This window comes from Priestia sp. JNUCC 25 (genome assembly GCF_053667915.1).
The window spans coordinates 3031195-3045046 of record NZ_CM132211.1 but is presented as its reverse complement, the minus strand read 5'-3'; the positions used below and the strand labels follow the sequence as shown (position 1 = coordinate 3045046).

At 39.6% G+C, this 13852-nt stretch carries 16 protein-coding genes; 10 read left to right on the top strand and 6 right to left on the bottom strand.

Going from position 1 to position 13852, the window contains the following annotated elements:
- The first annotated feature begins 209 nt into the window (after positions 1–209).
- From JNUCC25_RS15600 to JNUCC25_RS15585, 4 genes are all read left to right on the top strand, one after another.
- Positions 210–482, top strand: coding sequence for a hypothetical protein (locus tag JNUCC25_RS15600; RefSeq protein ID WP_025751130.1), 273 nt, complete (start codon positions 210–212; stop codon positions 480–482).
- 84 nt (positions 483–566) lie between these two features.
- The gene (locus JNUCC25_RS15595; protein ID WP_014459359.1) at positions 567–758 is read left to right on the top strand and encodes a hypothetical protein; all 192 of its coding nucleotides are present in this window, start codon (positions 567–569) and stop codon (positions 756–758) included.
- 42 nt (positions 759–800) lie between these two features.
- The gene (locus tag JNUCC25_RS15590) at positions 801–1172 is read left to right on the top strand and encodes a hypothetical protein (protein ID WP_013057801.1); all 372 of its coding nucleotides are present in this window, start codon (positions 801–803) and stop codon (positions 1170–1172) included.
- A 44-nt stretch (positions 1173–1216) separates the two neighbouring features.
- Positions 1217–1750, top strand: coding sequence for a GNAT family N-acetyltransferase (locus tag JNUCC25_RS15585; protein ID WP_029322741.1), 534 nt, complete (start codon positions 1217–1219; stop codon positions 1748–1750).
- 254 nt (positions 1751–2004) lie between these two features.
- Here the strand turns inward: JNUCC25_RS15585 and JNUCC25_RS15580 are convergent, their stop codons facing one another.
- Entirely contained in the window at positions 2005–2754 is a 750-nt protein-coding gene (locus tag JNUCC25_RS15580) for a MerR family transcriptional regulator (protein WP_064471849.1), read from the bottom strand.
- Between the two features lie 158 nt (positions 2755–2912).
- On the opposite strand from JNUCC25_RS15580, the gene JNUCC25_RS15575 reads away from it, so the two are divergent.
- Entirely contained in the window at positions 2913–3365 is a 453-nt protein-coding gene (locus tag JNUCC25_RS15575) for a MarR family winged helix-turn-helix transcriptional regulator (RefSeq protein ID WP_013057798.1), read from the top strand.
- Positions 3366–3387: 22 nt separating this feature from the next.
- Complete coding sequence (locus JNUCC25_RS15570) at positions 3388–4995, top strand: MDR family MFS transporter (RefSeq protein ID WP_013057797.1); 1608 nt, start codon at positions 3388–3390, stop codon at positions 4993–4995.
- A gap of 34 nt (positions 4996–5029) precedes the next feature.
- On the opposite strand, the gene JNUCC25_RS15565 is transcribed toward JNUCC25_RS15570, so the two are convergent.
- Entirely contained in the window at positions 5030–5182 is a 153-nt protein-coding gene (locus tag JNUCC25_RS15565) for a hypothetical protein (RefSeq protein ID WP_013057796.1), read from the bottom strand.
- A gap of 25 nt (positions 5183–5207) precedes the next feature.
- Complete coding sequence (locus JNUCC25_RS15560) at positions 5208–5390, bottom strand: YolD-like family protein (protein ID WP_013057795.1); 183 nt, start codon at positions 5388–5390, stop codon at positions 5208–5210.
- Between the two features lie 618 nt (positions 5391–6008).
- Between JNUCC25_RS15560 and JNUCC25_RS15555 the strand changes: the two genes are divergently transcribed.
- Together JNUCC25_RS15555 and cysI are read left to right on the top strand one after the other, a co-directional pair.
- Positions 6009–7817 (top strand): assimilatory sulfite reductase (NADPH) flavoprotein subunit, encoded by a 1809-nt coding sequence (locus tag JNUCC25_RS15555; protein WP_064471848.1) that lies wholly within the window; start codon positions 6009–6011, stop codon positions 7815–7817.
- A gap of 22 nt (positions 7818–7839) precedes the next feature.
- Positions 7840–9561, top strand: a complete 1722-nt coding sequence (gene cysI / locus JNUCC25_RS15550) for an assimilatory sulfite reductase (NADPH) hemoprotein subunit (RefSeq protein WP_013057793.1) — start codon at positions 7840–7842, stop codon at positions 9559–9561.
- Between the two features lie 51 nt (positions 9562–9612).
- Here cysI and JNUCC25_RS15545 read toward each other — a convergent pair whose 3' ends face one another.
- Positions 9613–9879, bottom strand: a complete 267-nt coding sequence (locus tag JNUCC25_RS15545) for a hypothetical protein (RefSeq protein ID WP_029322730.1) — start codon at positions 9877–9879, stop codon at positions 9613–9615.
- Between the two features lie 199 nt (positions 9880–10078).
- Between JNUCC25_RS15545 and JNUCC25_RS15540 the strand changes: the two genes are divergently transcribed.
- A complete protein-coding gene (locus JNUCC25_RS15540) occupies positions 10079–10828 on the top strand; it encodes an SDR family NAD(P)-dependent oxidoreductase (RefSeq protein ID WP_013057791.1) in 750 nt (249 codons plus the stop codon).
- Positions 10829–10868: 40 nt separating this feature from the next.
- Here JNUCC25_RS15540 and JNUCC25_RS15535 read toward each other — a convergent pair whose 3' ends face one another.
- Together JNUCC25_RS15535 and JNUCC25_RS15530 are read right to left on the bottom strand one after the other, a co-directional pair.
- Entirely contained in the window at positions 10869–11399 is a 531-nt protein-coding gene (locus tag JNUCC25_RS15535; RefSeq protein ID WP_013057790.1) for a GNAT family N-acetyltransferase, read from the bottom strand.
- A 236-nt stretch (positions 11400–11635) separates the two neighbouring features.
- The gene (locus JNUCC25_RS15530) at positions 11636–12640 is read right to left on the bottom strand and encodes a DUF3231 family protein (RefSeq protein WP_029322728.1); all 1005 of its coding nucleotides are present in this window, start codon (positions 12638–12640) and stop codon (positions 11636–11638) included.
- Positions 12641–12957: 317 nt separating this feature from the next.
- On the opposite strand from JNUCC25_RS15530, the gene JNUCC25_RS15525 reads away from it, so the two are divergent.
- Positions 12958–13755, top strand: coding sequence for an aminoglycoside N(3)-acetyltransferase (locus JNUCC25_RS15525; RefSeq protein ID WP_029322726.1), 798 nt, complete (start codon positions 12958–12960; stop codon positions 13753–13755).
- Positions 13756–13852 lie beyond the last annotated feature (97 nt).

Here is a 13852-nt window from a genome sequence, read left to right as displayed (position 1 = left end):
AATTAGTAACCCTTTAAAAATGATGAAGGGATGTTAAAGACGCCTGTGTTTCAAATATAGTATGATCCAAAAAGGCTTGATTTATGAAAAGTAAGACTAAAGCCAGGGCAAAACCGTGTTATAATGACCAAGTTGAGCGTTATAATAGAAAAAACAGCATGATTACAAACAAGTAGATACATAACAAGGCAAGGATGGGAGAGATATATATGGCAGATGAGCTCAAAAAAATGCTAGATGACAAAGAAAAGGTGCAGCTTATTATCGCCGCTGTTGTCATGCTTGGAGGCCTGGTCGTTTTGTTAAAAAGCGTTGCAACAGGGCAGGCCATGGGTCAAAAATGGCTAGAAAGTCAAGGGAACGCAGACACGGATCTGTATCTTGAAACGATAAAAAGCTACATACATCTGTATCAAATTGTGGGTGGCGTCATGTTTGGAGGAGGCCTTCTCACGTTACTTCGTGCTAAACTAAAGAAATAAAGCGGCAGCAAAATAAAAGATCATAGTCCAAAAGAAGTGTCATATCTTTTTAATAACTTAAAAAATAGTGAAAAGGAGTTATGTATGAATAATGAAGAAAATACACCGGCTTATCATCTGTTTATGATGATAGGAGCGCTTGCTATGCTGATTTTTGGTGTTGTCGGTTTCTTTATTCAGTATCCTGCTACGTTAAGTTTTGTGATGTGTATTGGTGGAAGTATCATATTTTTGCTGCATTTATTTGAATATATGAAACCTAAAAATGAACTATAGCATCTTCAAACGAGGAAATCTAGAAGCAAAGGAAGATGAGAAATGCGGAAACACCGTACGTATGAAACGCTAGTTGATCTTTATCAAAAAAGCGCCAAAATTCATTATGAAATCGATTATCGAGATAAAAAATCTGTAAAAAAAGGCAATCGAGCTGCAGAAGATATGAAAAAAATTGCGCAGCTCATTCATTTATATTATCCAGGCATGCTGTTTGAATTTGCAACATTGCTGACGAATCCTACTTATCGAATTGACCTATGGGCTGCACATCATATTTTAGAAATCATGAGCTATTCACCAATGCTTGAGGACAACGCGCTTTCCGTCATTGAACGCTACGCCGACGAAAATGATTTTACAGCTTTAGGAAATCGCATGTGGTTAGATCAGTGGAGAGAAAAACAGCGCTAAAATTGGGCTAAGCAAACAAGAATAACCAAAAGGAAGATGGATATATGAGTTTATGTACATTAAAGAACGGTATAGGCATCAGCATTCGAGAAGCAGCACCGAAAGACGCAGAGAAAATGATTGCTTTTTACAACCGGGTAGGAGGAGAAAGCGATTTTCTTTCATTTGGAGAAGGTGAGTTTCTTACACCTCTTTCAGAGTACGAACTGTTTTTAGCTTCTGTAAAACAAGAGCAAAATGCTCTTATAGTTGTGGCTGAAAAAGAAGAGAAAATCATTAGTATTGCATCCATCACCTCGTCTCAAAACCCGCGTAATAAGCATGTGGGAACCCTCGGTATTGTAGTAGAGAAATCTTATAGCGGGCTAGGGTTAGGCAGACAGCTAATGATTGAGCTGATTGAATGGGCACGTACGAATAAACAAACAAAAAAAATCGAACTTGTGACGCGAGAAGATAACCAAAGAGCTATTTCTTTATACAAGCAGCTAGGGTTTCAAACAGAAGGATTAAAAGAAAAAGACACCTATATAAATGGCGTGTACTATAATACAATGCTTATGGGTCTTCACTTATAAAAAGAGGCTGGGACAAAAGTATATTAAGTGAATGAAAATCCGAACGATGAATCGTTCGGATTTTTTCATTGTGGTGATGAACATAGGCTTCCTATAGGCAGATGCTTCTAACGATTTTGGAGGCTCAGCGGCGCCCGCGGAACGCGAAGCCTTGGACGGAAATCAATGGCGGCGGAACAAGCAGGTCAGATCATGTATACCAATGGTTCGTCTTTAGATTGAATTGACGTAGTTATATCTCACTCTTTTTTTGTTTATTGTTTTTTAGCTTCCGCAAATACACTCATCGCCTCGTTCATAAATTTGGCTAATCCTTTTCCATAGCGATCAATGTTAGTTGTAAATCGCTCATCTTGCACATACATTTCTCCAAGACCTTTAAAGGCTTCTAATGAATATGTTCCAAAGTTCTCATTTAAAAATTGATACCATGTCGCAATAGCTTTTTGAGCTTCTGTAGAGGATGGTGACAGATCACGAAGCGAAGCTAAGTGAGTGTAGATACTTTCCCATTCATTTGATATGCGCTGCTGTTCTTCTTGTGAGAAGCTTTGTACTTTTTCATTCGCTTCATCTACCCGCTGATTTCCCCAGCGCTTCCGTGCTTCTTCTTCATAGGGGTTATGCGAAAAATCCAGTCCTTTAAACCGCTCTTTTTCGTTCATTTCAATCGCTCCTTTTTCATATTGAATCGTTTTATTAATGGTTACAATCATTTGATCGAGCCGACTGCGTTTTTCAATCAGCATGTTTTTTTGCAGTATCAACGCTTCTGTGCGGTTAAACGTCGGATCTGTTATAATCTCGTGAATTTGTTTTAAAGGGAAGCCAAGTTCTTTAAAAAATAATATTTGCTGAAGCATATCGAGATTAGCCAGTGAATAAAGCCGGTAGCCGGATTCACTAACGGCATCAGGTTTTAATAGCCCGATTTCATCATAATGATGCAGCGTGCGGACGCTGATTCCTACTAAGTCAGCAACTTCTTTTACTTTTCTGTTCATTCTTTCATCTCCCTTCTGAAATCTACTATAAAATATAACGCAGCGTAAGGGTCAATACTAAAAAAGAAATAATTGACTTTTAGTTTATATGCATTTATATTTAATTAGCATTAACTATTTATAACATGAAATAAATAAGCAAGCCTGGAGGAATAGATGTGACAAAAAGCAATCAGTATCTTGGAGAGATTCGTTCATCGCTTCAAGTGCTATTTGAAAAAATGCAACCTGAAATGATGGAGAGCCTAAATGAGCATGAGATGACTCCTACGCAATTATTTGTTCTTTCTTATTTAAAGAAAGTAGGGAGCAGCAAGGTTTCTCAAATTGCAGAACTCATGGATGTCAAACCGAGCGCCGTGACTCTTTTAGTAGATCGTCTTGAACAACACAATTTTGTTGTAAGAGAACATAATAAAGAGGACAGACGAGTCGTTGATATTACCTTAACGGAGTTTGGGCATCGCAAGCTTGAAGATGTGCTGAATGGTCGAAAAGCCATTATGGACCGCTATCTTTTGCATTTAACAGAAGAAGAGCTTTCTATGATGGCTTCTATTACGAAAAAGCTTGCAACGTCAGCTGCTTCTTATAAAGATAAGCAGCAGTAACAAAAAAGAGGAGAGACACACGATGGAAAATCAAAAAAATTCAAAGCGCACGCTCTTATTAATTGGGTTAATTATTGCGATGTTCTTTTCTGCACTTGATGGAACCATTGTCGGAACAGCTATGCCAAGAATCGTAGGAGATCTTGGTGGATTGAGCATGATGACATGGCTGACAACAGCCTATTTATTAACGTCGACAACGGTTGTTCCGATTGCAGGGAAACTCGCTGATTTAGTAGGACGCAGAGTAATTTATGTTACAGGACTTATTATTTTTATGGTCGCTTCTGCTCTATGTGGAATGGCAAATAACATGACAGAGCTTATTTTATTCCGTGCATTACAAGGAATTGGCGGTGGCGTTATGATGCCGATGGCAATGATTGTAATCGGTGATTTATTTACAGGAAAAGCACGAGCAAAATTTCAAGGAGTATTCGGAGGAATTTACGGCCTTGCTTCTGTCATTGGTCCACAAATTGGCGGATGGATTGTTGATTCACTGAATTGGAAATGGGTGTTTTACATCAACTTGCCGGTAGGGATACTCGCTACCGTTTTTATTGCACTGGGACTTCAAGGAAAGAAACATACGGGACCTGTGAAATTCGATGTAGCGGGTATGTTCACAATGGTTATCGGAGTAGTGAGCTTGCTTCTGGCCCTGAGCTTTGGAGGAAAAGACTACGACTGGAACTCTTGGCAAATTGTTAGTCTATTTACACTGGCTGTTGTTGGGATCATAAGCTTTATTATTGTGGAAACGAAAGCCAAAGAGCCGATTCTTCCGATGTATTTATTTAAGAACCGAACGTTTACGCTTTTAAATATCATTGGCTTTTTTATGAGCATCGGCATGTTCGGAGCCATTACGTTTGTTCCGTTCTTTATGCAAGGAATCGTTGGAGTCAGCGCCTCGGAATCCGGTACCATTATGACGCCGATGATGATTTCAATGATTGTAACAAGTATTATTGGAGGGCAGCTTGTTTATAAAGTTGGAATCAAGCCTCAAATCGTAACGGGTATGCTCATTATGGCAGGAGGGTTCTTCTTGTTAACAACATTAGACCTTCATACTAGCAAACTTGTTGCCACTTCTTATATGGCCATAATCGGTTTAGGAATGGGTCTTGTGATGCCAATTTTAACACTTGCTCTTCAAGAGAGCTTTTCAAAAGAAGAGCTCGGTGTGGTTACATCATCAAGTCAATTTTTCCGTTCAATTGGAGGAACGTTCGGTATTACCATTTTAGGAGCGGTGATGAATGCAAAATCAGGTACGCTTCTTACTGACAAACTCGTTCCATATTTAAACACATTGCCTGCTCAAGCAAGTGCTTTTGCGGACGGGTTTAAAAAAGCGATTGATACGAATCCTGAAAGTGTGCTGCAGATGCTGTTTAGCCCCCAAGCGCTAAAGAGTATTCCAGCTGCCCTTTCAGACAGCATTGTGCCAATTTTGAAGACCTCGCTAATGAGCGCATTACACAGCGTCTTTTTCATGGGCTTAGCTTTTATTATTTTAGGAGCGGTATGCACATTGTTCTTAAGGCAGATCAAGCTTTCAAATAAAAAAGCCGAAGAAAAACCAGAAGAAGGCATTGCTGAAGTAGAGCCATCACGTTAAAAAAAGCGCACAAATTTGTGCGCTTTTTTCTATATTAACTAGTTGTTTCATTAGGCTTACGAAGAAAAGGGGATTGTTTAGACGTGTCATACGAAATTTGATCAAGCAAATACGTTAAATATAAGTTCAGTTCAAACCGATCTTCCGACACAAAATCTGTAAGCGCTTGCTTATTATCTTTCCACATGAGAATTCCTCCTTAATTTTACATACTAATGAATGGATTTAATATCAGAAAGCTGAAGGGAAACAACGGCTTCATTTTCGTCTTTTACGGATAGAATTTGCTGATGGAGATTTAAGTTGTGCACGCGGCCTTTGCACGTTTGCAACGTTCCATCTTTATAGTAAGAAACAGTTATCGTCCCACTTTTCGTTAATTCTCGTAAAAACATTCGAGAAGCCTCCTTAAAAAAGATTACCTGATTTAAAAGCCAGTCCTTTCATTTGAGATGAGCAAAAGGGAATTTTATGTACTGCAAGCTTCCCTTTATATTCTCCAACGTGTATGAATAGATCGAATAAAAGGTTGCTAGCCCACCTATAAACTGTCCTAAATTTCAGAATATACTGTCTTTTCTGTATAGTGTTTTTTAAAAGGATTAATGTTACATTTATTATGTAACATTCTGATGAGAAAGAAAACCGTTTCTACAAAACTTATCTAAAAATTACAAAATATTCATATTCATGTGAAGGATGTAGAATGAACAAATATAGAAGTAACTGTGTTTATAAAAAACGTAACTACAGCTTCAATTATTAATGATCTTAATACTAGTTATCAATTATATGTATTTTACTAATTTATTCTTCTCCGATAAAATGCAGGTAGACGAATTTGATAAGAATTTTCTAATGATTTATATAATTAAATTTGATATAATCTATAGGAATAATAATGTATGAAGGGAAACATCATTGATTAATTAGACACAGGTATTAAATGTTGTTGAAGATGATTCGTAAAAGCATACATATTTAAATTATATATTTTTGTGAGGTGGACAGTGTTGCAACTTAAGGTAGTAAACAGCCCTTTTAATCAAGAACAAGCAGATTTGCTTAATCGCCTTCTGCCGACATTAACAGAAGCACAAAAAATGTGGTTGAGCGGTTATTTAACAGCATCTCAATCTACGTCTGCCGAAGGAACGCCAGACGTTTCTACAGCAGCGCCTGCTCAAACGAAACAGACAGTTTCAAAAGACGTAACGATTCTTTATGGATCACAAACAGGAAATGCTCAAGGACTTGCTGAAAATACAGGCAAAACGCTTGAAGCAAAAGGCTTTAATGTAACCGTATCTTCTATGAATGATTTCAAACCAAATAATTTAAAGAAACTTGAAAATTTATTAATTGTCGTAAGTACACATGGAGAAGGAGAGCCGCCTGATAATGCGCTATCTTTCCATGAATTTCTTCACGGCCGTCGAGCGCCAAAACTTGAGAACTTCCGTTTCTCTGTTTTATCGCTTGGAGACAGCTCATACGAATTTTTCTGTCAAACAGGAAAAGAATTTGATGTGCGCTTAGCAGAACTTGGCGGTGAAAGACTGTATCCGCGCGTTGACTGTGATTTAGATTTTGAAGAGCCCGCAAATAAATGGCTTAAAGGTGTTATTGATGGATTAAGCGAAGCGAAAGGACACAGCGCTTCGGCAGCTGTTCCAGCGGAAGCTCCTGCAGGAACTTCACCATATTCAAGAACAAATCCTTTTAAAGCAGAAGTGCTTGAGAACTTAAACTTAAACGGCCGCGGATCAAATAAAGAAACGCGACACTTAGAACTATCTCTAGAAGGTTCAGGTTTGACGTATGAACCAGGAGACAGTTTAGGTATTTATCCTGAAAATGACCCGGAGCTTGTTGATCTTCTTCTTAACGAATTCAAGTGGGATGCAAGTGAAAATGTAACGGTTAATAAAGAAGGAGAAACGCGTCCTCTTAGAGAAGCGCTAATCTCTAATTTTGAAATTACCGTTTTAACAAAGCCGCTTTTAAAGCAAGCAGCTGAGCTTACTGGAAACGATAAGTTAAAAGCGCTTTTAGAAAATCGCGAGGAATTGAAAGCATACACACAAGGCCGTGATGTGATTGACTTAGTTCGTGACTTCGGCCCATGGAACGTATCGGCACAAGAGTTTGTAGCCATTTTACGTAAAATGCCAGCGCGCCTTTACTCGATTGCAAGCAGCTTATCAGCAAACCCTGATGAAGTTCATCTAACAATCGGAGCGGTACGCTACGAAGCGCATGGACGCGAGCGTAAAGGTGTTTGTTCCGTCCTATGTTCAGAACGTTTGCAGCCAGGCGATACGATTCCTGTATATCTTCAAAGCAATAAAAACTTTAAGCTTCCTCAAGATCAAGAAACGCCAATTATTATGGTAGGACCTGGTACAGGTGTGGCTCCGTTCCGCTCATTTATGCAAGAGCGTGAAGAAACAGGGGCAAAAGGCAAGTCATGGATGTTCTTTGGAGATCAGCACTTCGTAACAGACTTCCTTTACCAAACAGAATGGCAAAAGTGGTTAAAAGATGGCGTACTGACAAAAATGGACGTGGCGTTTTCACGCGATACTGAAGAAAAAGTATACGTACAAAACCGTATGCTCGAACATAGTAAAGAATTATTCCAATGGTTAGAAGAAGGCGCATCTTTTTATGTGTGCGGAGATAAAACAAATATGGCACGCGACGTGCACAACACGCTAGTTGAAATTATCGAAACAGAAGGCAAGATGAGCCGTGAACAGGCGGAAGGTTACCTTGCTGAAATGAAGAAACAAAAACGTTATCAGCGTGATGTATACTGAGGATTGAAAGGAGATTTTCAACATGGTAAACAAAATTTTAAAAGCGCCCGAAGGTCCTCCAAGTGACGTTGAGCGCATAAAAGATGAAAGTAATTATTTGCGCGGTACATTAGGAGAAACAATGCTCGACCGCATCAGCTCAGGTATTTCTGAAGACGATAATCGTTTGATGAAGTTCCACGGAAGCTACTTGCAAGATGACCGAGATCTTCGTAATGAACGTCAAAAACAAAAGCTAGAGCCAGCTTACCAATTCATGCTTCGCGTCCGTACGCCAGGCGGTGTTTCAACACCAGAACAGTGGCTAGTGATGGATGATTTAGCACAAAAATACGGAAATGGAACGTTAAAGCTGACAACTCGTCAGGCATTCCAAATGCACGGAATTTTAAAGTGGAACATGAAGAAAACGATTCAAGAAATTCATGCTTCTTTATTAGATACAATTGCAGCTTGCGGAGATGTAAACCGTAACGTAATGTGCAATCCGAATCCGTATCAGTCAGAAGTGCACGCTGAAGTATTCGAATGGTCAAAAAAATTAAGTGATTACTTATTGCCTCGTACAAGAGCGTACCACGAACTTTGGCTAGATGAAGAGAAAGTGATCAGCACACCGGAAGTGGAAGAAGAAGTGGAACCAATGTATGGTCCGCTCTATTTGCCAAGAAAGTTCAAAATTGGCGTAGCGGTTCCACCGTCTAACGATATTGACGTGTATTCACAAGACCTTGGCTTTATTGCCATTTTAGAAGACGAGAAACTTGTTGGGTTTAACGTAGCAATCGGTGGCGGTATGGGTATGACGCACGGAGATAAAGCAACTTACCCTCAGCTTGCAAAAGTGATTGGATTCTGTCGACCTGATCAAATTCTAGAAGTAGCTGAAAAAGTCATTACGATTCAACGTGATTATGGAAACCGCTCTGTACGTAAAAACGCGCGTTTTAAATACACGGTTGATCGTCTTGGATTAGAAACGGTAAAAGAAGAGCTTGAAAATCGTCTGGGCTGGAGCTTAGACGAAGCAAAATCTTATCACTTTGATCATAACGGCGACCGCTACGGCTGGGAAAAAGGTGTAAAAGGAAAATGGCACTTTACTCTTTTTGTTCAAGGTGGACGTATTGCTGACTTTGAAGACTATAAGCTTATGACGGGTCTTCGTGAAATTGCAAAAGTTCATAGCGGTGATTTCCGTTTAACGGCCAATCAAAATTTAATTATCGCGAACGTATCAACTGAAAAGAAAAAACAAATTAGTGACCTCATCGAACAATATGGACTAACTGACGGCAAGCATTATTCGGCTCTGCGCCGCAGCTCATTAGCTTGTGTATCGCTTCCAACTTGCGGGCTTGCTATGGCGGAAGCTGAGCGTTATCTCCCAGTTCTTCTTGAGAAAATTGAAGCAATTGTAGATGAAAACGGCCTTCGCGATAAAGAAATCACCATTCGTATGACGGGCTGTCCTAACGGCTGTGCACGTCCTGCTTTAGGTGAAATTGCTTTTATCGGTAAAGCACCGGGCAAATACAATATGTATCTTGGAGCAGCATTTGATGGAAGCCGCTTAAGTAAAATGTACCGTGAAAATATCAGTGAAGAACAAATCTTAAACGAACTGCGCGTCTTACTTCCTCGCTATGCAAAAGAGAGAGAAGAAGGCGAGCACTTTGGTGACTATGTCATCCGCGCTGGTGTAATCGAAGCTGTAACAGACGGCACGAATTTCCACGCATAATACGTATGAAGGGACCTTTCTAAACTTACAGAAAGGTCCCTTTTTTCTATTTTAATATTCTCTAACAAATACTGCTACTCCAAATACTCCTAATCTTTCAGCGGTAATTTGTTCAAATCCGTTATCAAGTAAACAATGTGCTGCACTTCGGTAGCGCTGACCTTGAGCTAACAAGCGTCCGCAAGGATTTGCGCTGCCGATTACCGTTGCTTCTACGACAGTACGAGGGGCTTGTCTATCCAAAGGATTTCGCTCCCACAGAATTGTCACCACATCCGGAGGACGTGGGATAGATACATTACCTGTGTGTTCATGCATAGCCATCACCTCCTTACACTATAGTAAATGCAAAAAATGGAAGACTGCTTGTACACACGCTGATTTTTATTAAAAAAGGCGTTCACCTATGCCTAACTCGGCTGATTTCATAGCAATGAGGTGATCAATAGAAACGGCTGGCAGAAAAAAAGAATGCTATAATGTAAAAGAAAGGAATTTTTATCAAGGAGGGAGAAACATGCAGCAAAAACGAGTAGTGGTTATTACAGGGGGAGCAAGCGGAATTGGCAAAGAAACTGCCTTAAAGTTTGCGCAAAAAGGAGACGCGGTGGTCATTGCTGATTATGATAAAGGGAAAGGAAAAGAGACCCTTCAAAAAATTGAAGAAGCTGGAGGGAGCGCTTTATTTGTGCAAACAGACGTCACAAAGTTTGAAGAAGTGGAAGCGCTGATTGAGGAAACTGTGAACCGCTTTGGGCGAATTGACGTGATGTTTAACAATGCAGGTATTGGACGCCCTACATCTATTTTAGATCAAGACTTAGAAGAATATCATCGTATTATTGACGTGAATCAGCACGGCGTTACATATGGGATTATGGCAGCGGGCAGGAAAATGAGAGAGTTAGGTATTAAAGGCGTCATTATCAATACGGCATCTATTTTTAGCTTCTTAGCCTCACCCGGTACCTATGCCTATCACGCAACAAAAGGAGCTGTTGTGATGATGACGAAATCAGCTGCGCTAGATCTCGCTAAATACGGTATTCGCGTCGTCGCCATTGCGCCAGGATTTGTTGATACGCCCATTATTCAAGGCTATAAAGACAACGGTATGATTGAAGGAATGAAAGCTAAAACGATGAGCAGGGAGCTCACTACACCAAAACAAATTGCAGATATGGTTTATTTGCTTTCCTTAGAAGAAGCGGGAGCTGTAAACGGCAGCGTCATCATGGCTGATGATGGGTATGCGGCATTTAAATAAAAGGAAAAAGGATTCTTTTTAAGAAAAGAATCCTTTTTTATTATGTAGTAGGCAGGGAACTATAAACAAACGTATCGTGAGCTTTTCCGTTTTGATACATATAGTTTTTTAACACTCCTTCTTTTTGAAACCCGAGCTTTTCAAGCACATGCTGTGATGCTTTGTTTTCAAGAAACACAACAGCTCCAATCCGCACTAGCTGAAGGGTATCAAAGCCATAAGCCATAACAGCCGAAGCAGCTTCCGAAGCATAGCCGTGACCCCAGTGCTGAGGGTGCAGCTCATAGCCAATTTCCGCGCGCTTATGCTTTTGGTTCCACTGATTAAATCCAACTGTCCCAATTAATTCCCCCGTATCGAGCCGTTCAATTCCCCAGCGCATGCCTTTTTGATTTCTGTAATTTTCAGCAAAAATATCAATCAGAACCAGAGCTTCTTGAATAGTTGTGAATTTTTCTTGCCCGTAATATCTAATAACTTCTTTCTGAGAGAAGCAGTCAAAAATAGTATCTGCATCGACTTCTGTTATTTCACGCAGTGTAGTGCGAGGTGTAAGAAGAATAGGAAACATACTTTTCTCCTTTCTATTTTATATAGAAAGATTTCGTCAGCTCAGAGAAAATACCTTTTATTTTATTTTTCTGTTATAAATTAAGTGGAAATACGAGCTAAACGACTGAGAAAAAGACAGGAAAAACTTCTAAATAACGCAAACAGTTGTTACATACTAGCACTAAAAACAGTATACTAAAAAAACAAATAGAGCTAGCTGCACGTAGAGCAGCTAGCTTTCCTGTAGGAAAGAACCTATTTTTTAGTTAACTGATTGCGATCTTCAATTTGAGGAGGCTCTTCAAGCCATCCGTTTTGAATCATAATTTTGCCGCCTTCTTTCGCCAAACTGTAAATGTCTTTTGTAAGCTGGAGCATCTTTAATGGCAAATCACTTCTTAAACTAAAGGCTCCTCCTAAAGCATTACTCCCCAGACCGAACGTACTCAAAAGACTCGTATTGTACATCATCAGCTTATCTGAAAAAGGAGGAACGGTTGAATTCGTCGCTTTTCCGGCATGAGTAGCCGGGGGTTCTATGTAGCTATGGCGTAAAATATCACCTAGTTCTGTTTCAATTTTCTTCGAAAGCTTCATACCCCTGACAAAATGCTGCTGTGCTTCTTTGTTGTTGGCCACTTGAGCAAAACCAATCATCAGCTGCATTCCTACAAGATTTGTATCAACAGCATGTTGAATAAGTGACACTTCAATGGTATTCAGCGATCTTTTTTCGCTAAACCAGCTCAATCCGCCTATATAGTTTTGTTCATGGACAAAATGGACTTCCTTAGGCATAGAAACGTATGGGGGTTTTGCGATGACACCCGTTTCTAGCAATACTTGTGTGGATTGATTGTATATGTCCTGTGCTTCTGCTGTTGCCTCTACGAAGAAATTTCGGACATCTTCTCGGTAAGACATGGTCGAATGCAAAGCAAACAGTCCTGTTTCAATTTGAGACATTAAGCGTATATACATGACTTCGAACATGTGGTCATATAGTTTAGGAACTCCTACATTCACGTCATCTTTCGTAAAACCAATTGGGATAACAGCGCCTTCGTTCTCAAATATTTCTTTAATTCGAGCTACACTTTTTAAAGATCGGCTATAATATAGCTCAAAAAGTTCTTTGTAATCTTGTTTATCTTCCAGAAAATATTCTAGAAACCTCAAAATCATCGTTTTTTCCTGATAAGTCATCCATAAGTTAGCAAGCTCCGAGGACGTGAGCGGCGGAAGTTTTGATGTGCTCATTGTACACATTCCTCCTGAAAATAGTGATAGGTAAATATTTATAGCTTCATTAGTATTTCTTTTATTTATAGGAATATTCTTCTTTTTAATTTATTGAAAAGCTTCATTAGCCGTTATTATAGTAAGATAATTGAAGGAAATAAAGCTTACCAACAAGTCAGTTGTATGATAACTGATATGAATAAAACTAAGTTTTTCTATTACTTTAAATAATTTGACAATTGATGTTATTCTTACTATTATGGAAACATAAGTTTTACATATATTGCTAGAGTTCGACAACACATTCTCGCAGCACTATAAGTAAGGAGCTTACGATGAAGCACATTGTCCAAGCAACAGATCATCCTAGAACGAAAGACACATTAAAAGAAGATTTACGCAGGTTAGGCATAACACAAGGGATGACTATCATCGTTCATTCTTCGCTATCTTCATTAGGGTGGGTAAACGGAGGTTCAGTAGCCGTTGTTCAAGCTTTAATGGAGACAGTGACAGAGGAAGGAACGATCGTGATGCCGTCACAGTCGGTCGATCTTTCGGATCCATCAGAATGGGGCAATCCGGCTGTGCCAAAAGAGTGGTGGGAAACTATTCGGGAAACGATGCCTGCATATGATCCGGCCCACACGCCAACAAGCGGGATGGGACAAATCGTGGAAACTTTTCGAACATACTCTGGCGTAAGAAGAAGCAGCCATCCAATGTATTCATTCGCCGCTTGGGGAAAGGACAGCGAAGACCTCTTAAGAGATCATCCCCTTGAATTCAGTTTAGGCGAAAATTCTCCTCTTGAAAGGCTTTACAAAAAACATGCCTTTGTTTTATTATTAGGTGTCGGGTTTGGGAACAATACTTCTTTTCATCTAGCGGAATATCGTATTCCATATCGAAACGTGATTCAAAAAGGGTCTCCAGTTATGGATGCAGGAAAGCGAGTATGGAAGACATATAAAGAATTAGAGTTTCGAGAAGAGCTGTTTGAAAAGATAGGTGAAGCGTTTATTGAAGCAAAAGGAATAAAAGCTGAAAAAATCGGTTCAGCACGTGCATACTTCTTTTCAATGCCTAAAGCCGTTGATTTTGCTGAAACGTATTTGAAAGCGCTACAGTAAGTGGTTGTATGCTTTTAAAGTTGTCTGTATATCAGACAACTTAAAGTGAGAGCCAGCGACCCCTCTGGAATCTAAATTAAACAAGCGCAGAAGTCAT